The sequence below is a fragment of the Phenylobacterium sp. genome, from assembly GCF_044371015.1.
Lineage (GTDB): Bacteria > Pseudomonadota > Alphaproteobacteria > Caulobacterales > Caulobacteraceae > Phenylobacterium.
On sequence record NZ_JBILUK010000023.1, the window covers coordinates 1 to 23,855 of the forward strand.

Consider the following 23,855-nt stretch of genomic DNA (forward strand, 5'->3'; position numbering starts at 1 on the left):
GCACCTCGCGCCGGATAGCCTCGGCCAGGTCATAGCCCGGCTTCCGACCCTCGATCCGGCCCGCGTAGAAGAACACGCCCAGCATGCCCCACTGCTTGTAGGTCTCGTTGCGACTCATCACGCTCATGCCGATCACACAGCGGACGTCCGCGCGTATGGCCTCTCGCTCGTCTGTCGCAGCTTCATCAGCGGAAGCTATCCCGCCCATGGCTGCAAACAGGCCTAACGCCAGCAACTCTCTCCGCATCGACCGCCTCCTTGTCTTCAGGCGAGTGAGCCATAGACGAGCAGGCTCCGCCAGGGGCGGCTCGGTGGACTATTTGGCGGTTGGCGGCGTCGCGCCCAGCCGGGTCGCGATGCGCGTGTTGGCGGCTCTCAATGTGTTGGTCTGCTGGTTCAGCTCGGCCCCGCAACGGGTTAACTCAGCCTGGTTCTTCGGCTGGCTGTTGAGCCCCTGCCCCTCTGTAAGCATGACCGCCTCCAGACGGCTCGAGGCGCCGCGCGCCGCGAGCTTCCCGAGATAGAAGTAGAGACCTCTGCCGGCCTGCTCCTGCTGCTTCGGATCCCGGGCGATCGCCTGAAGCACCAGCAGGCACCGGACATCAGCGCCGTCGCCACCTGTCTGCGCAACCGCAGGGGATGTCGCAACCAGGGCGGCCGTAGCGGCGGCGAACAGCAGCATGCGCATTGCAACCTCCATGGCTCGATCGGAGCTCGGACTCAGACCGCAAGTTTGGCCAGTTCCGCCAGGACGCGTTCCGCGGCGTCGAGGCGCTGACGCGGCGTGTCCCACTCCCCCTTAACAACCACCTTGTTGTCGGGACGTAGACGCCAGGCGATGGCGTTCTTGCCAATGAAGCCCACCAGGCCGCCCGGATTGGGGAAATCATCGTTGCGGAAACTGACCACAGCGCCCTTCGGACCGACGTCGATCTTTGCCACGTTGGCTTCGCGGCAAAGGCCTTTGATGGCGACCACTTTCAGCAGCTGGTCGGCTTCCGCTGGCAGGGGACCAAACCGGTCGATCAGCTCGGCGGCAAGGGCTTCGCGGTCCTGCGACTTCTCCGCCTCGGAGATACGCCGGTAGAGCGAGAGACGCACATTGAGGTCGGGCACGTAATCATCGGGAATGAGCACAGCCGCGCCGGTGTTGATCTGCGGGCTCCAGCCTCGATCCGGACCGGCCTCGCCGGCGCCGGCCCTGGCTTTGAGCTCGTTGACCGCGTCTTCCAGCATCTGCTGGTAGAGCTCGACTCCGATCTCACGGATATGCCCCGACTGCTCCTCGCCGAGCAGATTGCCCCCGCCCCGGATGTCGAGATCATGGCTCGCCAGCTGGAAGCCGGCGCCAAGACTGTCCAGAGATTGCAACACCTTCAGCCGCTTCTCCGCCGAAAGCGTGATCGACCGGTCGGCCGGCGTGGTCAGATAGGCATAGGCGCGCGCCTTTGAGCGTCCGACCCGGCCTCGCAGCTGGTACATCTGGGCCAGGCCGAACATGTCGGCGCGATTCAGGATGATGGTGTTGGCCGTCGGGATATCCAGGCCGCTCTCGACGATCGTGGTCGACAGCAGCAGGTCGTACTGGCCGTCATAGAACGCGGTCATCACCTCTTCGAGCTGGGTGGGCGCCATTTGGCCGTGGCCAACCACGAACTTCACCTCTGGCACCTGTTCGCGCAGGAACTGCTCCAGGTCCGGCAGGTCGCGGACCCGAGGCGTCACAAAGTAGATCTGGCCGCCACGATACTTCTCGCGCAACAGCGCCTCGCGGAGCACCACGGGATCCCATGGCGTGACATAGGTCCGCACCGCCAGCCGGTCGACCGGCGGTGTGGCGATGATCGACATCTCACGGATGCCGGAGAGCGACATCTGCAAAGTGCGCGGGATCGGCGTCGCCGTGAGCGTCAGCATATGGACGTCAGCGCGCAGCTCCTTGAGCTTCTCCTTGTGCTTGACGCCGAAGTGCTGCTCCTCGTCGACGATCACCAGGCCCAGATCGCGGAAACTCACCTGCTTCGAGAGCACGGCGTGAGTGCCGATGACGATCTCCACCTCGCCCCTGGAAAGACCATCGCGGGTTTCAACCTGTTCCTTGGCAGGGACCAGTCGCGAGAGGCGGCGCACGCGCACCGGCCAGCCCTCGAACCGCTCCGAGAACGTCTTGAAGTGCTGTCGCGCCAGGAGCGTCGTCGGCGCCACGACCGCCACCTGCCGCCCGCTCATCGCCACGACGAAGGCCGCGCGGAGCGCCACCTCAGTCTTGCCGAAGCCGACATCGCCGCAGATCAGCCGGTCCATCGGTCGGCCGGCCGCCAGGTCCTCCAGCACATCGCCGATGGCCGACAACTGGTCGTCGGTTTCTTCGTATGGGAAGCGCGCGCAGAACTCGTCGAACAGGCCCGCAGGCGGCTCGGCGGGGTCGCTGACCTTGGTGGCGCGCTCGGCGGCGATGCGGATCAGGCCGTCGGCCATCTCACGCAGGCGCTCCTTGGCCCGCGCCTTGCGCGATTGCCACGCCGCCCCGCCGAGGCGGTCAAGCACCACGCCGTCGCTCTCGGCGCCGTAGCGGGTCAGCAGGTCGATGTTCTCGACGGGGAGGTAGAGTTTGGCCTCTCCGCCATACTGGAGTTCCAGCGTGTCGTGCGGCGCCCCCTGGATATCGAGCGTCTTCAGGCCCTCATAGCGGGCAATGCCGTGGTCGATATGCACCACCAGATCGCCGGGCGTCAGCGCCGACGCTTCGGCCAGAAAATTGGCCGCCCGACGCCGTTTACGCGGCCGCGCCAGCCGATCACCCAGAATGTCGGTTTCAGAAATGACCGCCAGGGTGTCGGTCTCGAAACCGGCGTCGAGCGGCAGCACCACCCGCTGCGGCGTCTTCGGATCGGCGGCCCGAGCGGCGTCCCAGTAGGGGGCAAGTGAGAGTTTCGCGAGGCCATGGTCGGCCAACATGTGGCCCAGCCTTTCGGACGATCCCTCCGACCAGGACGCGAACAGCACCCGCTTGCCTTGCCCGGCCAGCGCGCGGGCGTGATCCCCGGCGGCTGTGAACAGGTTGACGCTGTCCATCTTGCGCTCGGCGATGAAGGCCCGACCGGCGCGCGCGCCCAGATCGACAGACGCCTCCCCCTCCGCCGCATTGAACGCCGTGAACGCGCGCACCGGCCGTCCCGCGAGCGCCCGATCCCACTCCCCGGCATCCAGATAGAGGCCCTGAGGCGGCAAGGGGCGGTAGTTGGCGCGCCGTTCGGCGCGCGCGTCATAGGCGTCGGCGACCGTTGTCCAGCGCTCGTCCCGGGCGTCCCTGGCCAGATGATCTAGCGCGATCAGGGCGTCGCCAGGCAGGTAGTCGAACAGGGTCGAGAGCTCGGGATAGAAGAGCGGCAGGTAGTGTTCCAGGCCAGCCCGCCGCCCGCCTTCCGAGATCGCCGCATAGAGCGGATCATCCCCAGGCGCGCCGAACGTTTCGAGATAGCCTGTGCGGAAACGGCTGATCGCCGTCTTGTCGAGCAACGCCTCGCTCACCGGCAGCAGCGTCACATCCTTCAGTTGTTTGGTCGAACGCTGGGTCTCAGGGTCGAAGGCGCGGATCGACTCCAGCGTGTCGCCGAACAGGTCCAACCGGACAGGTTCCTCCGCGCTGGGCGGAAAGACATCGATCACCCCGCCCCGGATGGCGAACTCGCCCTTTTCCGAGACGGTGGACGCGCGGCTGTATCCGTTGACCGCGAAATAGCGCTCCAGGTCAGCGATCTCGACCACATGTCCGACGCGCGCCGCATAGCCTGCCCCCCGGACCGTATCGATCGGCGGCGTTCGCTGCATCAGAGCCGGAACGCTGGTGATCAACAGCCTGGGGCCGGTGAGCGCGCCGGCGGCAAGCCGCGACAGAAGGGCCATGCGCTGCGCCGCCGAGCCCGCAGAAGGACCGACCCGGTCGTAGGGCAGGCAATCCCAGCCTGGGAAATTCAGGATTTCAATACCCTGTCCGAAAAACCTGAACGCATCCGCGAACGCTGACATCCGCGCGCTGTCGCGGGCGACAAACACCACCAGTCCCTTTCGGGCCCGGACAATGTCGGCCAGCACAAGGGCGTCGAAACCCTCCGGCGCGCCGATCAGGTCCAGGCGACCAGGGTCCTCGGCGACACGGCGCATGGCCGCGGCCGGATTCAAGGGTCGGGCGTCGTCAGCCATTGGGTCCGGACTTGTGGGCGATATCTCGAAAGGCCTTGAGCCGGTCCATCAAGGGCCCATCGAACTCAGGCGGCGTCGGCGCGCGCTCCAGGATCCAGCCGTAGAGATCCTGGTCGGGCTGATCGAGGATGATCTCGAACCAATCGAGTTCGGACTCGGTGAAATCCGGGACATAGCGATCCGCAAACGGCCCCAGAATGAGGTCCGCCTCTCTGAAGCCCCGCCGCCAGGCGCGCAACTTCAGCTTCTTCCGGCGAGGTTCGTGATCGGTCGGCACGGAACGGCGGCATATAGGCCCCCCACGCGCGCGCCGCCAGCGCTATGATCGCCCTCATGCGGCCGGAGATTCTGTTCCCTCTGTTTGCGCCGGTCTCGACGCTGAAGGGCGCGGGCCCGAAGGTGGCGCCGTTGCTTGCGCGTGTCGCGGGACCGCTGGTGCGCGATGTGGCGTTCCTGGCGCCCCACAGTGTCATCCAGCGTAAGCCCGGAGTGATCTCGGACGCCCTCGACGGCGAGGTGATGACCTTTCAGGTCACGCTGGAGAGCTATCAGGCGCCCCGGACCCGCCAGCATCCCTGGCGCCTGAGGGTTTTCGACCAAACCGGTTTCATGACCCTAGTGTTCTTCGGGAGCTATGGCGGGAGCCTCGAAGCCCGCCATCCGGTCAACGCCCGGCGGATGATTTCCGGCAAGGTCGAACTGACCGACTTCGGCCTGCAGATGGCCCATCCAGACTACATGCTACCGCTCGAGCGCGCCGACGAGATTCCGTCGGTTGAACCTGTGTATCCCGCCACTGAAGGCCTCCCGCCCCGCCGGGTTCGAGGGTTCGTACAGGGTGCGATGGAGCGGGCGCCGGACCTGCCGGAGTGGCAAGATCCGGCCTTCCATGCCCGTGAGGGGTTCGGCGGATGGCGTGAGAGTCTGGCCCGTCTGCATGCGCCTCAGGTCGAGGGCGATCTGGCGCCGACGGCGCTGCACCGCCGACGCCTGGCCTATGATGAACTTCTGGCTCAGCAACTGGCCATGGCTCAGCGGCGTGCGGACCGGCGGCGGGAGCCCGCCGCCCAAGTGCGGGCCGGTGAACTGGCGGACCGTCTTCGCGCCGCCCTGCCCTTCGCCTTCACCAGCGCTCAGGCTCGCGCCCTGGCCGAAATCCGCGCCGATCTCGCCTCGGGCGAACGCATGAGCCGCCTGATCCAGGGCGACGTCGGCTCCGGGAAAACGGTCGTGGCCATGTGCGCCATGGCCGACGTCGCCGAGGCCGGCGGTCAGAGCGCCCTGATGGCGCCAACGGAGATCCTCGCCCGGCAGCACTTCGAAACGCTGTCCGCGCCGCTGGCGGCCGTGGGGATCGAGGCGCTGCTGCTGACCGGCCGGGACAAGGGCGCCGCCCGGGCTGAGAAGCTCCGTGCGCTGGCGTCGGGCGGGGCGAAGGTGGCGGTCGGCACCCACGCGCTGTTCCAGGATGACGTCGGCTTCCTGAATTTGGCCTTCGCGGTCATCGACGAGCAGCACCGTTTCGGCGTCGCCGAACGCCAGCGACTGCAGGCCAAGGGCGTGGGCGTCCATCTCGCCGCGATGTCCGCCACGCCGATCCCGCGCACCCTCGAACTGACGATGTACGGCGACCTCGATGTCAGCCGTATCGACGAGAAGCCGCCTGGCCGCACGCCGGTGGCCACCCGCGCCGCGCCCATGACCCGATTGCCGGAGACGGTTGCGCGGCTCAAGGCGGCGACGGCGGCGGGCGCCCAGGCCTTCTGGATTTGCCCCCTCGTCGCGGAGTCTGAGTTGAGCGACCTGGCGGCGGCCGAAAGCCGCGCCGTCGCCCTGACCCAGGCGCTGGGGGCCGGCGTCGGCCTCATTCACGGCCGCCTCGCGCCGGCGGCCAAGGACGCGGTGATGACCGAGTTCGCCGAAGGACGCCTCTCGGTGCTGGTGGCGACCACGGTGGTTGAGGTCGGCGTCAACGTCCCCAACGCCACCATCATGGTGATTGAGCAGGCGGAAAGGTTCGGTCTGGCGCAACTGCATCAACTTCGCGGACGCGTCGGACGTGGCGTTCGAGAGAGCGCGTGCGTCCTGCTCTACGATCCGCCGCTCTCCGAGACCGCCCAGCGGCGGCTGGACATTCTGCGTCGCACCGACGACGGCTTCGTCATCGCCGAGACGGACCTCGAGCTGCGCGGCGGCGGCGATCCACTCGGCCTCCGGCAGTCGGGCCTGCCAGACTATGTGTTTGCCGATCCCTTTGCGCATCGCGACCTGATCGCCATCGCCGGCGACGATGCACGCCTGATCATCGCCCGGGACCCCGGGCTGACATCACCTCGGGGCCAGGCGCTGCGTGTTCTGCAGGAACTGTTCGACTGGAAGGAAGGGCTCAGTCGACGCGGTGCGGGTTGAGACGACTTGAACACGAGTTTGCCGCAGCGAGCGCGCCGGCGCCCAACCGTTCGCACGCGACGCCCGGGCTTCGGAGAGCGGTATCCAATCCGCGAGCCAGGGCTCGTTCGAGATCCTGGGCCGAGACCCGATCGGTGACGAAAGCTCGCAGGTCTTCAAGCGGGTGCGCGTCGCCACCACCGTGAATGATCGCCTGAGGTGAAGTCGCTTGCTTTGCGGCGTGACCGCGCCATCTATGGCGACGAGGGACACGAGAGATGAGTGGAGACACGCCGATGCGCGCCATCCTGATCGCCGCCGCCACCCTGTTGGCCACACCCGCCTTGGCCGCACCGGCCGAAGTGAGCGTGACGATCGCGCCCGCCCTGCAGAAGACCTTCAAGACCCAGTACGGAGATCGCGAAGCTGTCCGCCTCTCCGACAGCCTCAAGACTTCGGTTGAGCGGGCGCTGGTCAAGTCGGCTGCGCACGACGGCGCGCGGATCGAACTCGAACTCGTCGAGGTGAAGCCCAATCGCCCGACCTTCAAGCAACTTGGGGACAAGCCCGGCCTCTCAATGCAGAGCTTCGGCGTCGGGGGCGCGGCCCTTAAGGGCCGGATGGTCGCCGCTGATGGCCGCGAGACACCGCTAAGCTATCGCTGGTTCGAAACCGACATCGAGAACACCTACGCCAACTGGGTCTGGTCCGACGCCGAGTGGGCGTTCGATCGCTTTGCCCGGAAACTCGCCAAGGGCGAGGCCGTCGCCAGCCGATAGTTGCCGATCTCGCAAGGCGGCGGGAGGTAGCTGTCGACGGGCGGCGCTCAGCACTGTCAGATAGCCGCAACGCCGTCTGACTGAGTCCCCCATGACCCGCCCCGCGCCGCCCGAGACGCTTCGACCGATTGATCGGCTGCTCGCGATCATGGCGCGGCTGCGGGATCGCCAGGACGGCTGCCCGTGGGACCAGGCCCAGACCTTCGCCACCATCGCCCCCTACACCGTGGAGGAGGCCTATGAGGTCGCTGACGCCATCGAGCGCGGCGACCTTGACGATCTAAGGGATGAACTCGGCGACCTGTTGCTTCAGGTCGTTTTTCACGCCCGCATGGCCGAGGAGTCCGGCCGCTTCGACTTCGATGACGTCGTCCGGGCGATCAACGACAAGATGGTGCGCCGGCACCCCCACGTCTTCGCCGACGGAACCTACGCGACCCCAGGGGCCCAGCGCGCCGACTGGGAAGCGATCAAGGCCGCCGAGCGCGCCGCCAAGCCCCATTCCGACGGCAGCATCCTCGATGACGTGCCCGTGGGCATGCCGGGTCTGACCCGAGCCGTGAAGCTCTCCAAGCGCGCGGCCCAGGTCGGTTTCGTCTGGCCGCACATCGACGACGTCCTGGCCAAGCTTCGCGAGGAGGTCGCTGAGCTTGAGGCGGAAGTCGCCGGTGGCGATCTCGATCGCATCCAGGACGAACTGGGCGACGTCCTGTTCGTCGCCGCCAACATCGCCCGGACACTGGACATCGACCCCGAAGCCGCCGTGCGCGGAACCAACGCCAAGTTCACCCGCCGCTTCGCCTTCGTGGAACGCGCTTTGGCAGATCGTGGCCGGACGCCTGATCAGTCGGATCTTGCGGAAATGGACGCCCTCTGGGACGCCGCGAAGGCCGCCGAGAGGGCCTAGAGCACGGTCAGATCAGACAGGAGGCGACAGGCTCTAACGCGACAAGGCCGCGGCCGGAAACATCTGCTCAAACCGCCCCAGCGCCTGTTCCGACAGACTGACCGAAAACCGCACCGTTCCGTCCTCAGCGTCATCCCGTGTGAGCACCCGCCCGTGCTGATAGAGCCAGGCCACCGCCGCACCGTCGCCGGCCGCGGTCGTTACATCCAACGGCGGCGATTCATCGACCCGCTGGGCGATGGCGGCCAGAAGATCGGCGACGCCCTCCCCGCTCACCGAGGAAACCAGGACCGCCGGCGGCCGGGCGCGTTCGGCGTAGCCCACAAGATCGGCCCGATCAGCTTCCGATACGAGGTCGGCCTTGTTCCAGACCTCCAGAATCCGGGAATCGTCGAGTTCGACCTCCAGACGACTCAAAACCTCGCGCACGTCATCCGCCTGAGCCGCGCTCTCGTCACTGGCGATATCGCGCACGTGCAGCACGACGTCGGCCTCCGACACTTCCTCCAGCGTGGCGCGGAACGCCTCCACAAGCTCGTGCGGCAGGTCGGAGATGAAGCCCACGGTGTCGGAGAGCACCGCTGAGCGTCCATCCGGCAGCTTCAGCGACCGCAATGTCGGGTCCAGCGTGGCGAACAGCATGTCCTTGGCCATAACGCCCGCGCCCGTCAGCCGATTGAACAGCGTCGACTTCCCGGCGTTGGTGTAGCCGACCAGCGCCACAGTCGGCGCGGGCGCGCGTTTGCGGGCCGAGCGCTGCAGGGTCCGCGTGCGCCGCACCTCCGACAGTTCATGTTTCAGCTTGCCGATCTTTTCGGCAATCAGGCGGCGGTCGGTTTCAATCTGGGTTTCCCCAGGACCGCCCATAACCCCGAATCCGCCGCGCTGGCGTTCCAGGTGGGTCCAGGTGCGCACCAGACGTGACCGTTCGTAGGTCAGCCGCGCCAGCTCGACTTGCAGCCGTCCTTCACGGGTCCGCGCCCGCCGGGCGAAGATCTCCAGGATCAGACCCGTGCGGTCGATCACCTTGGCCTTCCAGGCTTTCTCCAGATTGCGCTGTTGGATCGGCGACAGTGCGTCGTCGATTATCACCACGTCGAGGCCCTCGATCTCAACCAGGGCGGCGATCTCCTCGACCTTGCCCTTGCCGAACAACGTGGCCGGCGTGAGCTTGCGCAACACGATGACCTGGCGCTCGCGCACTTCCAGATCCAGCGCGCGCGCGAGCCCCGCCGCCTCTTCGAGGCGCGCGTCGGCCGGTCGGGCGCCCATGCGTCCCTCCCGGACCGGATGGATCACCAGGGCGGTCTGAACCGGCGTCTGGCGGTCAACGAGTTTTGAAGAGCTCAATCGACCTCGTCGTCGGCGGGCTCGTATAGCTGAACGGGCTGCGCCGGCATGATTGTGGAAATAGCGTGCTTGTAGACCAGTTGTGACTGGCCGTCGCGGCGAAGAAGCACGCAGAAATTGTCAAACCAACTCACCACGCCCTGTAGTTTCACGCCATTTACCAGGAAGATGGTCAGCGGGGTCTTGGCTTTCCGCACGCTGTTCAGGAACGTGTCCTGCAGGTTTTGTTTCTTATCGCTCATGGGCTTACCGCCTGTTGTTCTGGTTCGGGCGGCCATCCGCCCACACACGAGGTCGACGCTATGCCGCATTTCGCGGCGGTTGCAATCGCGCGGGCGTCACTTCCTCGGTTTTGCTGTCGAGGCGCCCGAAACGCCCGCGACAGGTCAGATCGCCGTGGCCCGCGCCCTCTCTATGTAGAGACGCCGAAGCCGGCTCGCCACTGGACCGACCCGCCCATCGGCTACAGGGTCTCCATCGATCTTCACCACCGGCAACACCAGAGATCCGGCCCCGGTGATGAACGCCTCACGCGCCGCCTTGGCCTCAGCGACCGAGAACGGGCGCTGCTGGACCTCGAATCCGGCCTCCTGCGCGACTTCGAGCAATGACAGTCGCGTCACCCCCCGAAGGATGTTGGCCTGTGTGTCCCGGGTCCGCAGCACGCCGTCGGCATCCACGATCCAGGCGTTCGACGAGGCCCCCTCGGTGACGAGGCCCAATTCGTCAACATACCAGGCCTCCACGGCTCCGGCTTCGCGCGCTGCCTGCTTGGCCAGGACGTTGGAAAGCAGGCCCACGGTCTTGATGTCGCAACGGCCCCAGCGGTTCTCAGGCGTGGTGGTCACCGCCACCCCCTGTGCGGCGCGGGCTTCGTCGGCGGCCCGATCCACCCGATTGACCGTGATCACGACCGCGGGCGGCACGGGGTTCTGCGGAAACGCGTGCATCCGTGGCGCGACCCCGCGGGTCACCTGCAGATAGAGGAGGCCCTCGCGCACGCCGTTCCGCCGCACCGCCTCGCGCAGCACCATCGTCAGCGCCTCCCGCGACATCGGCATGGGGATCCTAAGTTCACTGAGGCTGCGCTCCAAGCGGGCGAAGTGCCCCTCTGGGTCCGCCAGCTTGCCGTCAAACAGCGCCCAGACCTCATAGACCCCATCGGCCAGTTGGTAGCCGCGGTCCTCGATGTGGACGAACGCCTCGGCCCGGCGGGTGAAGCGACCGTTGACGTAGGCAATACGGCTCATGCTTCCTCCACCGCCCGTCCGCTGGAAAGACCGAGCGACTTCAGCTTGCGGTGCAGAGCCGACCGTTCCATGCCGATGAAGGCCGCCGTCCGTGAAATATTGCCGGAGAAGCGCAGCATCTGGGCGTTCAGATATTCCCGTTCAAAGACCTCGCGCGCTTCGCGCAATGGCAGCGCGATGATCCGTTCGGCCCCCAGCGAAGCAGGATTGTCATTCACCGAGGCCTCCGGCGGCAGCATGTCGGCGGTGAGCGGATCGCCCGGGCCACCCGGCGCCAGGATCAGCATACGTTCGACGTTGTTGCGCAGCTGACGTAGATTTCCAGGCCAGGCGTGGACCTGCAGCATGGCCAGCGCGTCATCCGACAATGTCCGTCGGGGCATGCCCGAGGCGTCACAGATCCGGCTGATGAAATCCTCTACGAGGTCCGGAATATCCTCCCGGCGCTCGGAGAGGCCGGGAACATTGACCGGCACCACGTTCAGTCGATGAAACAGATCCTCGCGGAAACGTCCGGCCGCGATCTCTTCGCGCAGGTCCCGTGACGTGGATGAAATCACCCGGACGTCGACTTGCACGTCAGCGTCGCCGCCGACCCGCCGAAAGCGCTGCTCGACCAGCACGCGGAGAATCCGGCCCTGGGTCTCGCGCGGCATGTCGGCGGCTTCATCCAGATAGAGCGTACCGCCGTGCGCGCGCTCGAACACGCCGATCTTGGCGGGCCGCCCCCCGGCGCCCTCTTCACCGAACAGTTCGACGTCCATCCGCTCCGGGGTCATGCCGGCGGCGCTGATTGGGACGAATTCGTTTCGCGCCCGATGGCTGGCGTTGTGGATCAGCCGCGCCACCGTCTCCTTGCCCGATCCCGGCGGCCCCGAGATCAGCACCCGGCTGTTGGCGCCGGCAAGCTTGGCGATCATCTGGCGCAGGTGCTGCGCCGCCACCGAACGACCGAGCAGGCCCTCCGGCGTGATTGCCTGCGTCCGCAGGCGACGGTTCTCCCGCCGAAGAGACGTGGCCTCCAGGGCCCTTTGCACCACCAGAACCAGCCGATCCGCCTTGAACGGCTTTTCCAGGAACTCGTAGGCGCCGCGTTTGATCGAATTGACAGCCGTTTCGATATTGCCGTGCCCCGAAATCATGATCACCGGCAGGTCGGCGTCTAGACCCTTCACCAGGTCCAGGAGCTCAAGTCCGTCGATGCCGCCGCCGGACATCCAGATGTCCAGGATCAATAGCGACGGCTTGCGGGCGCGGACCGCCGCAAGGGCGCTTTCGCCATCATTGGCGGTGCGCACCTCGTAACCCTCGTCGGCGAGAATGCCCGCAACCAGCTCGCGGATGTCGGCCTCGTCGTCGACCACCAGAATGTCAGCCGCCATCGTTCCTCACTCCGCCGCCACCGGCCTGGCCGAACCCGGCGCCGAGGCGCGAAGGGGCAGGCGCAGGATGGCCAGGGCCCCCTTCCCACTCCGCGCGTCGCCCAGTTCAAGGTCGCCGCCATGGTCTTCCAGGATACGCTTGACGATCGCCAGGCCGAGCCCGGTCCCCTTCTCGCGCGTTGTCACATAGGGCTCAGTCAGGCGGTCGCGGTCGCGGGCGGGCAGGCCCACCCCGTTGTCTTCGACCTCGACGACGGCGACCTCGCCATCCACAATCAAGCGTACGCGGACCTTACCCTTGATCCGCGGTTCCGCTGCGCGTCGCGCCTCCACCGCCTCGGCGGCATTCTTCAGCACATTGGTCAGCGCCTGGCCGATCATCCGGTTGTCGGCCCAGAGCGCTACGGTTTCACCCGGCTCCACCAGTTCCACGTCGATGTCCGGGCTCGCCACCCGCTGGGCGAACACCGCGGCGCGCAGCAGTTCCCCCGCATCCAGCATCGCAAACTGCGGCGCGGGCATCCGCGCAAAGGCGGAGAACTCGTCCACCATCCGGCCGATGTCGCCCACCTGTCGCACGATGGTGTCGGTGCAACGATCGAACACCTCTACATCCGATGGTGCGATATCCTTGCGGTACTTCCGCCGCAGCCGCTCGGCCGAGAGCTGAATCGGCGTGAGCGGGTTCTTGATCTCGTGAGCGATCCGCCGCGCAACATCCCGCCAGGCGGCGTTCCGCTGCGCGGCGACCAACCGGGTGACATCATCAAACGTCAGCACCAGCCCGCCCTCCGTCGGGCTGGCCCGCACTCTCAGGCGGCGCGTGTCGCGACCCCGCACCAGATCGATTTCAGCTTCCGCATCCTCACCGGCCCGCGCGAGCTCCACCAGCTCGGGCGCTACGTCCTCCAGCGTCTGTCCACGCCCGCCATCGCTCGACAACGCCAAGAGGCCAACGGCCTGCCGATTGGCCACGCGGATGAGGCCCTGGCCATCCAGGCCGATCACGCCGGCGCTGACCTCCGCCAGAACGGTCTCGATGAACCGTCGCCGCGCCTCAGCCTCCTCTCCGGCCCGACGCAGCGCTTCCTGCTGGGCCTGAAGATCATGTGTCATGCTGTTGAAGGCGCGGCTCAGGACGGCGATTTCTTCAGGATCCGAGTCCGCGTCGACACGCGCGCTCAGATCCCCGCCGGCGACGCGACCAGCCGCCTGCACCAGGCGCGCCACCGGGCCGGTGATGCTGTTGGCGGCCGCCAGCCCCAACCAGACCGCGCCAACCAGCACCAGCAGCGCGGTCTCAGCGTAGCTCAGCGCGAAGATGGTCTGGATGCGCTCCCGGTTCTGAGCTGTCTCGCGGTATGAGACCAGCGCGCCCTCGGACTCGCGCATGTAGCCCATGATCCCCTGCTGCAGAGGGCGGGTCACATAGAGATAGACGTTCTCGAACGCCCGCAGCCGATAGACACCCCGCATTACATCGGCGCCAAAGTCGGGAATGTAGATTTCCCCCTGGTCTGCGGCCGCATAGGCCGCCGCGGGCGGCGCCGTGAAGGGCGGCGCGTTGGGACTCTCCGCCCGCGCCAGGATTCGCCCGTCCCGGTCGATGAGATAGGCCGAGGGAAAGGCGTGATAGGTGGCCAGCGCGCTCAAGTACTCTTCGACGCTGCCGGGGCGGGCCTTCATCGCCTCCGCCTCGCGATTGAGGTCGGCAGCCATCGGCGTTACGTGATCCCGGATATAGCCGGTCTGCTCGTCGATGTAGGATCGGAACACCGTGGCCGAGTTTTCCACCACGGTCTGAACCCGTTCGTTGAACCAGTTCTCCACGCCGCGACTGACCAGCACGCCATAGAACAGGAACACGACCGCCGCCGGCGCGAGCGCCGCCAACGCGAACAGCCGTACGAATCTCAGATGCAGCCGCGCGCCCGGATCATGGGAATCGATCAGCTCATAGATGCGCAGCGCCGCCGCCGCCATCAGCCCCAGGATCAGGACCAGGTTGAGGCCCAGCACGGTCAGGATCACGCGTCCGAGCGGCGCCACGGGACCGCTCGCCGGCGGAGCGGCCGCCAAGAGGATCGCCAGCCCCGTCAGAGCACAGGCGACGCCATATCCGACGCCAAGCACCACGCGCGACTTCAGCGCCGCGCGCAACCGCAGCACGAGAGGATGCTGGAGAAGGGTCTGGGCCGGCTCCGTCATGGCCCCCTGGAGTCTAGGGGCCTGTGCCCTGAAATCAACAGCCATGTGGCCGTCGCGCAATGCCCTGGTTGTCGACCTATCGACGTCCGCGCGCCATCTCCACGCCCAGGTCCTGGATCTTCTTGCGCAGAGTGTTGCGGTTGAGACCGAGAATCTCGGCTGCTCGCACCTGATTGCCTCGGGTCGCCGCCAGCGTCAGCTGGATCAGCGGCCGCTCAACCTCCTCCAGCACCCGCTCATAAAGGCCGACCGGCGGAATTCCGTCGGGCTGTTCGGCGAAATAGCCGGCCAGTTTCTGCTCTACGATCTGGGAGAGGGTCGCTGGGCCCTCCTGGCCCTGGATGACGGGTTGCTGGTCGGCGAGTTCCTTCTCAATGATCCGGGCGGTGATGAGATCTTCGCCGTAGAGCGCGCAGATGCGGCGGACCAGGTTCTCCAACTCGCGCACGTTGCCGGGCCAGCTGTGCCGCTTAAGCCGATCCAGCGCGTTCGCATCAATGGTCTTCGAGGGCAGCCCTTCCCGATTGGCCCGCAAAAGGAACGCCCGCGCCAGGTCGGGGATATCCTCCGCCCGGTCCCGCAGAGGCGGAATGCGCAGCGGCGCAACATTGAGCCGGAAGAAGAGGTCTTCACGGAACAAACCCTGCTGGATCAACGCGCGCAGATCGCGGTTGGTCGCCGCGATGATCCGCACGTTGGGCCGCCGGCCCGTCTTGGGATTGAGCGCCGGCTCAGAGCCATCGATCACCCGCAGCAATCGAGTCTGTGCGTCCAGCGGCATGTCGCCAATCTCATCGAGGAACAACGTGCCGCCATCCGCCTCAACCAGCTTGCCGTAGTCCCCGTCTTCCTTGCCGAACAACTCCGTCTCGACGCGCTCGCGCGGGGTCGCCGCCAGATTGATCACCACAAACCGACCATCCCGCCGACGCCCCATGTCGTGCAGCGCCCTGGCCACCAGCTCCTTGCCGGCGCCCGACTCTCCTGTGATCAGCACCGTCAGGTCCGCGCCGACCAGCCGCGCGATGGTGCGATAGACATCCTGCATCGGCCCCGACCGACCGATCAGAGGCAGCCGATCGTCTCGCACAGCGCGCGCCTGGGCCTTGGCGGCTTCCGCGTCGGCGGGGCGGGCCAGCGCCCGACGCGCGGCCGAGGTCATGTCGTCCAGATCGAACGGCTTTGGTACGTACTCGAACGCGCCGACCTCTGCCGCATTGACGGCCGTGATGAGGTTGTTCTGGGCGCTCATCACGATGATGGGCAGTTTGGGCCGCTGCTTCTTTATCCGAGGCAAAACGTCGAAAACGTTCTCGTCGGGCATCACCACGTCGGTGACCACAAGGTCGCCGTCGCCGTCCGTCACCCATTTCAGCAGCGTGGTGGCGTTGCCGGTTGCGCGGACCTGGTAACCCAGGCGCGTGAAGGCCTGGGACAGCACCAGCCGTATGGAGGCGTCGTCGTCGGCGATCAGGATCTTCTTGGCGATGGCGTTCATGCGCGCGGGTCCTCGCGGGCGGCAATGGGCAACAACACGCGAAAAATCGTGCGCCCTGGTTCAGATTCGAAATCGATCAGGCCGCCATGCGCGGCGACCAGCTTGGCGACCAGAGCAAGGCCCAGCCCGGCGCCGTTCGCCTTGGAGGTGACGAACGGCTGGAAGAGGCTTTCCCGGATGTGGTCCGGAATGCCCGGGCCGTTGTCCTGCACCCGGACCTCAAGCGGCGCCCCACGCAGCGCCTGGCCACGCGCCGCCCGGACCCGCACACCGTGCCGATAGGCTGTCTGGATCGACACTTCGCCCCGCCCGTCACCACGCGAGTGGGCTGCCTCGGCGGCGTTCTTCACCAGGTTCAGGAACACCTGGATCAGCTGATCATGATCGCCGAGCACAGGCGGCAGAGAGGGGTCATAGGTCTCTTTCAGGCCAAGCCCGTCCGCCACCCCATTCGCCGCCAGCGCGCGAACACGGTCCAGGACCTGGTGGATGTTGACCGCCTCCAGCGCCGGCAGGGCGTCGTCGGAAAACGCCTCCATCCGATCCACAAGCCGGCGGACCCGGTCTGTCTCGTCCATGATCAGTTGGGCCAGCGGGATATCCTCGGCCTTGGCCCCGCCCTTCAGCAGTTGAGCGGCGCCGCGGATTCCGGCCAAGGGGTTCTTGATCTCGTGGGCCAACATCCGGCCGAGGCCCACCAAAGACCGCAAGCCAGCCGCCTCCTGGGCCCCACGCTCGGCGCCACGCCCCGCCTTGATCGTTAGAGTCAGCAGGACAGATCCATCATTCAACGGCGCCGCGGCGCCGTCGGCCTCGAAAGGTGGAAGGCCGAACAGGCTGATGTGGATCCCGCGCTCGCGGACCCTCGCGTCTTCCTCGATCGCCCGGTTCAAGAGCGCAACCAAGGCCGATCCCGGCGGTAGCGCCGCCTGGAACCGTCCGCGCGCCAAAAGGCCAAGGCCCTGCCCAAACAGCGCTTCGGCCGCTTCGTTGACGGCCACCAATGCGCCGTCGGCGTTCACGACGAGCGAAGGATCCGGGCTGAGGTCAAAAGCCGCGGCCTTCAGCACATCCATCGACTGCCCAGCGCCCTGCATCATCACCCGGCCGCTCATGCGGCGAGCCTCTCGGGCTCGCCAAGCCAAAGCGCCGTCAGCCCCGCCTCGATTGCTGCCGGGTCGTCCAATCGACAGAGTGCGGCCCTGATGGTCCGCCGGTCCCCCGCATCCGCCGGCTCCGCGCCGGCTTCCACATAGGCCGCAAGGTGCTTGCGGAATATCTTCAGGCCCAGTTTCGTTCCATAGAACGACAGGCTGTCGCGGAAGTGCGCGAGGACGATCTCCAGCCGCTCTGCGCCGCCAGGCGCCGCAAACGGCCGTCCGGAAAGTTCGGCCTCGATCTGCGCCGCGATCCAGGGTCGCCCGTAAACCCCGCGCCCGACCATCACCCCGTCGGCGCCCGAAAGCTCCAACGCGCGGGCCGCGCTCGCACCATCTACAATGTCGCCGTTCACGATCACCGGGATCGAGACGGCGTCCTTCACCGCACGGACCGCCGCCCAGTCCGCGGCGCCCTTGTAGAACTGACAACGCGTGCGGCCGTGCACGGTGACCGCCTTCACCCCCAACGCCTCAGCCTGCATCGCAAGGTCCGGCGCATTCCGCACTGAGTCATCCCAGCCCAGACGCATCTTTACGGTCACTGGAACGTCTACAGTCGCCACAGTCGCCGCCATGATCTCGGCCGCGAGCGCCGGCTCCCGCATCAGGGCGGAGCCGCCGTGGCCGCCAGTCACCTCGCGCGCCGGACAACCAAAGTTGAGATCGATAATGTGCGCGCCGGCCGCAGCCGCCATTCGCGCACCTTGGGCCACCATGGCCGGATCCCGTCCGACAAGTTGAACCACCATCAGCGGGAGCCCCTCGCCGACAGCCGCGCGTCGCACGACGTCCGGTCTCCCGCGCGCCAGTTCGGCGCATGCCACCATCTCGGTGGCCACGTAGGGCGCCGCCAAGCGGCTCGCAGCCCTTCGAAACGGCAGATCCGAGACCCCTGTCATGGGCGCAATCCAGACGCGGCCCGGAACCCGCACCTCGCCCACCCCGATCACATTGCTCAAATTATAGTCATTCATGTAGCACTGTTTTTAGGCAATCGAGACGCAGACGTAAAGCTCTGAGTTCTGGCGTCTTTCGGTCCATCGCGGTTATGAACGGATCTCATGGAATTCAGCGCGATAGTTGTGGCGGCCGGCGAAGGCGTTCGCGCCGGGCCCGGCGGGCCTAAAACCTGGCGCACCCTGGGGGGGCGGCCGATTCTGCGCTGGTCGGTCGAAGCGATGCTGGCGGCAGGCGCGCGGCAGGTCGTGGTCGTGGTCGCGCCAGACCGTTTGGGGGAACTTGCCCGCGCTCTGTCAGGCCTGGAAGGCTGGATCAGCGTCGGCGGCGGCGCGACGCGGACGGCTTCGGTTCAGGCCGGCTTGTTGCCGATCAACACCCGCCATGCCGTGCTGGTCCATGATGCGGCAAGGCCATTCCTGGCGCCGGATCATGTCGCGCGCCTCCTCACCGCTCTGGACACGGCCCCCGCCGCCACCCTCGCCCTGCCGGTCGCCGACACGCTGAAACGCGGCGAGGCCGGCCGGATCATCTCGACCGTGGATCGCGAAGGGCTCTGGCGCGCCCAGACCCCGCAGGCCTTCGCCCCTGGAGTCCTACAGACGGCCCTCTCCGTCACAGGCAGCGATCAAAGCCCGACCGACGATGTCGCGCTTATCGAACGCCAGGGCCTTACGGCCGCCCTTGTCGCCGGCGATCCCCTGCTGATGAAGCTGACCTACCCGGAGGATTTCGAAATGGCCGAGCGCCTTGCGGGTGGACAGCGGCTGTCCCGGATCGGCCAAGGCGTCGACGCCCACCGGTTCGGCCCCGGAGATCACGTCTGGCTGTGCGGAGTCCGCATTCCTCACAATCAGGGCCTCATCGGCCATTCCGACGCCGACGCGGGCCTGCACGCCCTAACCGACGCCATCCTCGGCGCCGTAGGCGAAGGCGACATCGGTCAACACTTCCCGCCTTCAGACCCGCAATGGCGGGGCGCAGCGTCCGACCGCTTCCTGACCCATGCCGCGAGCCTTGTCGCTGCACGCGGCGGCCGGATCATCAATGTCGATATCACCCTGGTTTGCGAGCGCCCCAGGATCGGCCCGCACCGTGAGGCCATGCGCGCCCGTCTGGCCGAGATCCTCGCTCTGCCGCTGGACAGGGTGAGCGTTAAAGCCACCACGACAGAGGGAATGGGCTTCACCGGCCGTGAAGAAGGCGTCCTGGCCCAAGCGGTGGCGATTGTAGAGACCCCTTAGGGCAGCCACCCCACCCTGCCCTTCAGGTTCGCGTAAAGCGCGCCGGCGAGATTTGTATAGTCGTCCGTCCAGGGTCTCGCCTTGAACGGATCTCCTCCGGTCCATTTGCCGCTGGCGAGATATCGCTCCAGCACGGCGCGATCCCGCACCACGATGATGGCGTTCTCTGACGACTCCCAGGTGCCAGGCGGATCGACCTCCGGCGCGACGTAGTATTGTTCCGCAGGCCAACCGCCAGCCGCGCGCGCCACGGCGTTGGCCGGGTTCATCAGGTCAAGGTTTCGGTTCGACAGGTGCAGGATCAGCACGCCATCCGGCCTGAGCTTGGCCAGGTAGCCCCTCACCGCCTCGACGGTCAAAAGGTGGGCCGGCACTGCGTCGGATGAGAAGGCGTCGATCAGCAGAATGTCGAACAGGCCGTCCGGCTCCTTGGCCACGGTAAGACGCGCATCGCCGACGACGAAATCCACCCGGCCCTTGGCGCACTCGGTAGTGTAGGTGAAGTGCTTGGGATCGTTGGCGATCCGCACGACCAGAGGATCGATCTCGTAGAAGGTCAGATGGTCGCCCGGCCGGGTGTAGGCGGCCACTGTCCCGGTTCCCAAGCCGACCGCGCCGATCCGCACGCTGGCCTTCGCCTTCTGCTCGGCGATGAACACCTGACCGATCGGCGTGCTGGGCGTGTAGTAGACCATCGGCGTACAACGGTAGTTGGGGTCCTGAGCCTGTCCGCCGTGAAGGGTTGTGCCATGCGCCAGCATCTTCACCCGTCCGCCGATGTTGGGGACGATGGTCTCTGACTTCTTCAAAACCCCGAAGAAGCTCCGCCAGCTCTCTCGCGTGTCAGTCCGATCCGCCGCGGTCTCCGAGGCGATGGTAAGGACGGCGATCACCCCGAACATGAAGATCGCATGGCGGCGCACCATGAACGCGGAAATCACAGCCAGGACCAGCAGGCCCTTCATGCCCATATCGAAGAACTCGGCCTGGCTGAACGAGCCGACCACATCCTTGCCGTTCAAACCGCCTGACGCAAAGGTGACGGCCACCGGCGTGCCGACAGCCGCCGCCACGCCAAGGAAAAACATCGTCCACGTCCAGATCGGCACCCGGCCGAGATTGCCCCAAGGGCGAGCCAGGCAGGCGAGCGCCAGGATGATGGGATACTCCCACACGTCGTTGAACAGGATCGGCGCGGCGAAGGCGTTGAACGCCCCCCCCACCACGCCGCCGAGCGACAGGCAGATGTAGAAATCCGTCAGGTGTTCCGGGGCGGGCCTGCGCGCAACCAGGCGCTGATGGCACATCAGGGCGGTCAGGAAGAACGCGATCAGGTGCACCGGCAGCTGGATCCCGAACACCGTTGACCGGAACGGCAACAGCGCCACGCAGGCCGCCAGCGCCGCTGCCTGCAGGGTTAAGGTCAGCTCGGGCGAAATCGCCGGCTTGTCCTGGAAGGCGATGATGAAGGTGGTCAGGTAGAGCGCCAGTGGCAGCACCCAGAGGAACGGCGCCGAGGCCACGTCAGTGGTGATGTAGGTGGTCACCCCCAGCATGAGGCTTGAGGGAATCGCCGCCAGCGCGACCCATATGGCCCGATCCCGCCACGAAGGCGCTGCGGTGGTGGTCTGGCCCGAGCTCTGCGCAGATATGGGCCCTCGCGAAATGGTCAGCGCCAGCATGCCGATGATCAGTACAAAGGCCGCATAGCCGGCCGACCACCCCACCCGCTGCTGCGCCAACAGCGTCAATGGCTCCAGGATCACAGGATAAGCCAGGAGCGCCAGCAGACTGCCCAGGTTGCTGGCCGCATAGAGCGCATAGGGTTCGCGTCCGTCGACCGCGCCCAATGTGCGCGCGTACCAGGCCTGAACCAGTGGCGCGGTGGCCGATAACACCGCGAACGGCGCGCCGATCGACAATGCCAGCACGGCCATCAACCATAGGTTCGGGTGATCCGACGAGGGCGGCCCCGCCAGACCGTTGATACGCAGCGGCAGCGCCAGTCCGGCCGCCAACAGCAGGCCAAGATGAATAAGCGCCTGATGCTTCAGGGATCCGATGCGCTGCAGCAGGTGCGCGTAGACGTAGCCGGCCAGCAACGCGATCTGGAAGAACGCCATTGAGGTGTTCCAGACCGAAGGACTGCCGCCCAGCAGCGGCAAAACCAGCCTGGCCACCATTGGCTGCACCGTGAACACCAGCGCAGCGCTGGTGAAGACGGTGAGGACAAACAGTCCCTGCGGCGCGGAGCGGGCGGCCGGCCCGGTGGCGGTTAAGGTCATGAGGTCTCGAATCGCCTTGATCGAACCGGACGAGCGATGCTCTGTGCTGGCATCGGAGGACCCTTATGTCGATGTTCAACCTGGAGATCGTAACGCTGGCGCGGCTGCTGATCGATGAAGCGCGCGAGCGTTCGTTGCGCATCGTCACCGCGGAGAGCTGCACTGGCGGACTGGTGTCCGGCGCAATCTGTTCCATCCCGGGCTCTTCCGACGTTCTTGAGCGCGGCTTTGTCACCTATTCCAACCGGGCGAAGCAGGAACTGCTCGGGGTCCAGGGCGATCTCATCGCCGACCTGGGCGCGGTGTCGGAACCCGTGGCGCGGATGATGGCCGAGGGCGCCCTTGAGGCCTCCAACGCCCACCTGGCGGTCGCCATCACCGGCGTCGCCGGCCCCGGCGGCGGCACCCGACTCAAGCCCGTGGGCACCGTCCATATCGCCACCGCGCGCACCAACCAGCGGATCGTGCACGAGGAACACTTCTTCGAATTCGAAACCCGCGAAGAGATCCAGCTGGCCGCCGTCCAGGCTGCATTGCAGATGCTCCGGGATCGCCTCGTCTGAACCCGACCTCCAGCCTTCTTCGCGCGCTTCGGCGTCGCGACCTCGCGGGCATGCTGATCAACGCCATGGTCGGAGCCGGCTTGTTGGCGGCTCCGGCGCGGGTGTTCGGCCTCGTTGGCGATTGGGGTTTCCTCGTGCTCGCCGCCGCAGGTGCGATCATCGCGCCGCTAGTGCTGTGCTTCGCCGATCTCGGCAGTCGCTTTCAGGGCACCGGCGGCCCGTACCTCTACGCCCGCGCCGCCCTACCGGGCTGGGTCGCCTTTTCGGTAGGCTGGCTGATCTGGGCCAGCCAAGGGCTGGCGGTCGCGACGCTCTGCAATCTCTTGATCGACTATCTCTCAGGCTTTGCGCCCTGGGTGTCGCAAGACGGGCCCCGGGCCGCGATCATCGTGATCCTGGGCCTGGGGTTCACAGCCATCGTGCTGGCGGGCATCGGGCCGTCGACACGCGTGGGCAACGTACTGGCCGGGATCAAGGTCGCCTTCGTCGTCGGCTTCGCCCTGGCCGCCGCCGCTTTCATCCGCCCGGAGAACCTGGCGGCGGCGTCGCCGCCGCCTGCGCCGCTCGACTTCGCACAGGCGCTGCTGGTCTATCTCTTCGCCTATACAGGCTTTGAGCGCGCCTCGATCCTGGCCGGCGAGGCCCGCGATCCGCAGCGCGACGTGCCCATCGCACTGATCGCCAGCGTCGCAGGCGTCACCCTCCTCTACGCCGCGGTTCTCGCCGCTTGCCAGGGCGTGCTGGGCGATCCTTCGGCGACCGACAGGCCTCTCGCCGAAGTGGGCGCACTGTTGTTCGGCGCGCCTGGTCAGGCCCTGATCACGGCGGGCGCGCTGGTGGTGATCCTGGGGACCCTACTGAACATCGTCATTTCAATGCCTCGGCTTATCCTGGCGCTGGCGGAGAACGGCCAGCTCCCAGTGCGGCTGGGCGCCGTCAATGCGCGCTGGCGCACGCCCCACTGGGCGATCCTACTGTCCTCGGTCGTCGCTTTCGGCGCGGCGCTGAGCAGCGACCTCCTGGGCAGCCTGACCATTTCGACGGCGGCGCGGGTCGGCGCCTACATCCTGTGTTGTGTGGCGTTGTGGCGGCTCGCGGGCCGGACGGATGCGCCCGCACCGCTGTTTGATTTGCCGGCGCGCCGGAGCATCGCTGCGATCACCGGCATGATCTTCCTTGCGGTTCTGATCTTCGGGGCGTCCCGCGAGTTTCTGCCGCTTGCCGGCGTTCTTGCAGCGGGTCTCGTTCTGTTGTGGGTCAGCCGCCGTGCAATGCCCGCGCCCGGTCCTCAAAGCAGGTCATGAGCCGGTCCACCGCATGGTGGAAGTTGGCTGCCAGAAGGTTCTCCAGCATGCGCGACTTGAACTGAAAGTCGATTTCGAAATCGACCCGTGTCCCCTCCCCTTCCTGCGTGAACCGCCAACGGTTCAGGAGCTTGCGAAAGGGTCCCGATATCAGATTGACGTCGACCGTCCGGGCCACGGCGTCCCGACGCACCCGGGTGGCGAACCGCTCTGTCAGAAACGAAAACCGGATGCCAGCCTCCGCGTCCAAGCTGTCCACGCCGTCGCCGAGATCGCGCGCATTCCAGGTCCGCATGGACGTGATCCAGGGCACGAACTCGGGATAGCGCTTAACGTCACCCACGAGCCGGAAAAGATCGTCCGGCGCGTAGGGCAGC

Annotated in this window: 20 protein-coding genes; 6 read left to right on the top strand and 14 right to left on the bottom strand. The window is 66.7% G+C overall.

What is annotated here, in order from left to right; translation table 11 throughout:
* The 4 genes from ACIQ3R_RS03660 to ACIQ3R_RS03675 form a co-directional block, all read right to left on the bottom strand.
* On the bottom strand, positions 1-247 hold a 247-nt coding region (locus ACIQ3R_RS03660; RefSeq protein ID WP_397415228.1), incomplete at its 3' end, for a hypothetical protein.
* A gap of 69 nt (positions 248-316) precedes the next feature.
* Complete coding sequence (locus ACIQ3R_RS03665; RefSeq protein ID WP_397415231.1) at positions 317-682, bottom strand: hypothetical protein; 366 nt, start codon at positions 680-682, stop codon at positions 317-319.
* Between the two features lie 38 nt (positions 683-720).
* Positions 721-4,164 (bottom strand): transcription-repair coupling factor, encoded by a 3,444-nt coding sequence (mfd, locus tag ACIQ3R_RS03670; RefSeq protein WP_397415265.1) that lies wholly within the window; start codon positions 4,162-4,164, stop codon positions 721-723.
* A gap of 31 nt (positions 4,165-4,195) precedes the next feature.
* On the bottom strand, positions 4,196-4,480 hold the full coding sequence (locus ACIQ3R_RS03675; RefSeq protein ID WP_397415233.1) for a succinate dehydrogenase assembly factor 2: 285 nt from the start codon (positions 4,478-4,480) through the stop codon (positions 4,196-4,198).
* Positions 4,481-4,536: 56 nt separating this feature from the next.
* Between ACIQ3R_RS03675 and recG the strand changes: the two genes are divergently transcribed.
* From recG to mazG, 3 genes are all read left to right on the top strand, one after another.
* Complete coding sequence (recG, locus tag ACIQ3R_RS03680; RefSeq protein ID WP_397415235.1) at positions 4,537-6,612, top strand: ATP-dependent DNA helicase RecG; 2,076 nt, start codon at positions 4,537-4,539, stop codon at positions 6,610-6,612.
* A gap of 257 nt (positions 6,613-6,869) precedes the next feature.
* Positions 6,870-7,370, top strand: a complete 501-nt coding sequence (locus tag ACIQ3R_RS03685) for a hypothetical protein (protein ID WP_397415238.1) — start codon at positions 6,870-6,872, stop codon at positions 7,368-7,370.
* Between the two features lie 91 nt (positions 7,371-7,461).
* A complete protein-coding gene (gene mazG / locus ACIQ3R_RS03690; protein ID WP_397415240.1) occupies positions 7,462-8,277 on the top strand; it encodes a nucleoside triphosphate pyrophosphohydrolase in 816 nt (271 codons plus the stop codon).
* A gap of 33 nt (positions 8,278-8,310) precedes the next feature.
* Here mazG and hflX read toward each other — a convergent pair whose 3' ends face one another.
* The 8 genes from hflX to dusB all read right to left on the bottom strand — a co-directional run bounded on the left by hflX (position 8,311) and on the right by dusB (position 18,099).
* Positions 8,311-9,576 (bottom strand): GTPase HflX, encoded by a 1,266-nt coding sequence (gene hflX / locus ACIQ3R_RS03695; RefSeq protein WP_397415267.1) that lies wholly within the window; start codon positions 9,574-9,576, stop codon positions 8,311-8,313.
* A 47-nt stretch (positions 9,577-9,623) separates the two neighbouring features.
* A complete protein-coding gene (gene hfq, locus ACIQ3R_RS03700) occupies positions 9,624-9,869 on the bottom strand; it encodes an RNA chaperone Hfq (RefSeq protein WP_397415242.1) in 246 nt (81 codons plus the stop codon).
* Between the two features lie 144 nt (positions 9,870-10,013).
* Positions 10,014-10,877, bottom strand: coding sequence for a D-amino-acid transaminase (locus ACIQ3R_RS03705; RefSeq protein ID WP_397415244.1), 864 nt, complete (start codon positions 10,875-10,877; stop codon positions 10,014-10,016).
* A complete protein-coding gene (locus tag ACIQ3R_RS03710) occupies positions 10,874-12,259 on the bottom strand; it encodes a sigma-54-dependent transcriptional regulator (RefSeq protein WP_397415246.1) in 1,386 nt (461 codons plus the stop codon). Before ACIQ3R_RS03710 ends, ACIQ3R_RS03705 begins: the two co-directional genes overlap by 4 nt.
* Before the next feature lie 6 nt (positions 12,260-12,265).
* Positions 12,266-14,467 carry an ATP-binding protein gene (locus ACIQ3R_RS03715; RefSeq protein ID WP_397415248.1) on the bottom strand — a complete coding sequence of 734 codons (2,202 nt, stop codon included), beginning with the start codon at positions 14,465-14,467 and terminating at the stop codon, positions 12,266-12,268.
* Between the two features lie 76 nt (positions 14,468-14,543).
* On the bottom strand, positions 14,544-15,965 hold the full coding sequence (gene ntrC / locus ACIQ3R_RS03720) for a nitrogen regulation protein NR(I) (RefSeq protein WP_397415250.1): 1,422 nt from the start codon (positions 15,963-15,965) through the stop codon (positions 14,544-14,546).
* Positions 15,962-17,065: a nitrogen regulation protein NR(II) gene (locus tag ACIQ3R_RS03725; RefSeq protein ID WP_397415269.1), complete on the bottom strand. Its 1,104-nt coding sequence runs from the start codon at positions 17,063-17,065 to the stop codon at positions 15,962-15,964. The genes ntrC and ACIQ3R_RS03725 overlap by 4 nt, the downstream gene beginning before the upstream one ends.
* An 11-nt stretch (positions 17,066-17,076) precedes the next feature.
* The gene (gene dusB / locus ACIQ3R_RS03730) at positions 17,077-18,099 is read right to left on the bottom strand and encodes a tRNA dihydrouridine synthase DusB (RefSeq protein ID WP_397415253.1); all 1,023 of its coding nucleotides are present in this window, start codon (positions 18,097-18,099) and stop codon (positions 17,077-17,079) included.
* An 87-nt stretch (positions 18,100-18,186) separates the two neighbouring features.
* Between dusB and ACIQ3R_RS03735 the strand changes: the two genes are divergently transcribed.
* A complete protein-coding gene (locus ACIQ3R_RS03735) occupies positions 18,187-19,326 on the top strand; it encodes a bifunctional 2-C-methyl-D-erythritol 4-phosphate cytidylyltransferase/2-C-methyl-D-erythritol 2,4-cyclodiphosphate synthase (protein ID WP_397415255.1) in 1,140 nt (379 codons plus the stop codon).
* On the opposite strand, the gene ACIQ3R_RS03740 is transcribed toward ACIQ3R_RS03735, so the two are convergent.
* On the bottom strand, positions 19,323-21,611 hold the full coding sequence (locus ACIQ3R_RS03740; RefSeq protein ID WP_397415258.1) for a spermidine synthase: 2,289 nt from the start codon (positions 21,609-21,611) through the stop codon (positions 19,323-19,325). The genes ACIQ3R_RS03735 and ACIQ3R_RS03740 overlap by 4 nt on opposite strands.
* Positions 21,612-21,682: 71 nt before the next feature.
* Here ACIQ3R_RS03740 and ACIQ3R_RS03745 point away from each other — a divergent pair, with 71 nt between their 5' ends.
* Positions 21,683-22,174 (top strand): CinA family protein, encoded by a 492-nt coding sequence (locus ACIQ3R_RS03745; protein ID WP_397415271.1) that lies wholly within the window; start codon positions 21,683-21,685, stop codon positions 22,172-22,174.
* Between the two features lie 50 nt (positions 22,175-22,224).
* A complete protein-coding gene (locus ACIQ3R_RS03750; RefSeq protein WP_397415260.1) occupies positions 22,225-23,478 on the top strand; it encodes an APC family permease in 1,254 nt (417 codons plus the stop codon).
* On the opposite strand, the gene ACIQ3R_RS03755 is transcribed toward ACIQ3R_RS03750, so the two are convergent.
* Positions 23,432-23,854: a type II toxin-antitoxin system RatA family toxin gene (locus ACIQ3R_RS03755; RefSeq protein ID WP_397415262.1), complete on the bottom strand. Its 423-nt coding sequence runs from the start codon at positions 23,852-23,854 to the stop codon at positions 23,432-23,434. The two genes, ACIQ3R_RS03750 and ACIQ3R_RS03755, sit on opposite strands and share 47 nt — an antisense overlap.
* Between the last annotated feature and the right edge of the window lies 1 nt (position 23,855).

Coding starts and splice junctions, on each gene's coding strand:
- ntrC (WP_397415250.1), bottom strand. CDS start 15,965: ATGAACGCCATCGCCAAGAAGATCCTGATCGCCGACGACGACGCCTCC.
- hfq (WP_397415242.1), bottom strand. CDS start 9,869: ATGAGCGATAAGAAACAAAACCTGCAGGACACGTTCCTGAACAGCGTG.
- ACIQ3R_RS03685 (WP_397415238.1), top strand. CDS start 6,870: ATGAGTGGAGACACGCCGATGCGCGCCATCCTGATCGCCGCCGCCACC.
- ACIQ3R_RS03745 (WP_397415271.1), top strand. CDS start 21,683: ATGTTCAACCTGGAGATCGTAACGCTGGCGCGGCTGCTGATCGATGAA.
- ACIQ3R_RS03715 (WP_397415248.1), bottom strand. CDS start 14,467: ATGACGGAGCCGGCCCAGACCCTTCTCCAGCATCCTCTCGTGCTGCGG.
- ACIQ3R_RS03665 (WP_397415231.1), bottom strand. CDS start 682: ATGCTGCTGTTCGCCGCCGCTACGGCCGCCCTGGTTGCGACATCCCCT.
- dusB (WP_397415253.1), bottom strand. CDS start 18,099: ATGAATGACTATAATTTGAGCAATGTGATCGGGGTGGGCGAGGTGCGG.
- ACIQ3R_RS03710 (WP_397415246.1), bottom strand. CDS start 12,259: ATGGCGGCTGACATTCTGGTGGTCGACGACGAGGCCGACATCCGCGAG.
- ACIQ3R_RS03740 (WP_397415258.1), bottom strand. CDS start 21,611: ATGACCTTAACCGCCACCGGGCCGGCCGCCCGCTCCGCGCCGCAGGGA.
- ACIQ3R_RS03735 (WP_397415255.1), top strand. CDS start 18,187: ATGGAATTCAGCGCGATAGTTGTGGCGGCCGGCGAAGGCGTTCGCGCC.
- mfd (WP_397415265.1), bottom strand. CDS start 4,164: ATGCGCCGTGTCGCCGAGGACCCTGGTCGCCTGGACCTGATCGGCGCG.
- ACIQ3R_RS03725 (WP_397415269.1), bottom strand. CDS start 17,065: ATGATGCAGGGCGCTGGGCAGTCGATGGATGTGCTGAAGGCCGCGGCT.
- ACIQ3R_RS03705 (WP_397415244.1), bottom strand. CDS start 10,877: ATGAGCCGTATTGCCTACGTCAACGGTCGCTTCACCCGCCGGGCCGAG.
- recG (WP_397415235.1), top strand. CDS start 4,537: ATGCGGCCGGAGATTCTGTTCCCTCTGTTTGCGCCGGTCTCGACGCTG.
- mazG (WP_397415240.1), top strand. CDS start 7,462: ATGACCCGCCCCGCGCCGCCCGAGACGCTTCGACCGATTGATCGGCTG.
- ACIQ3R_RS03750 (WP_397415260.1), top strand. CDS start 22,225: ATGCTGATCAACGCCATGGTCGGAGCCGGCTTGTTGGCGGCTCCGGCG.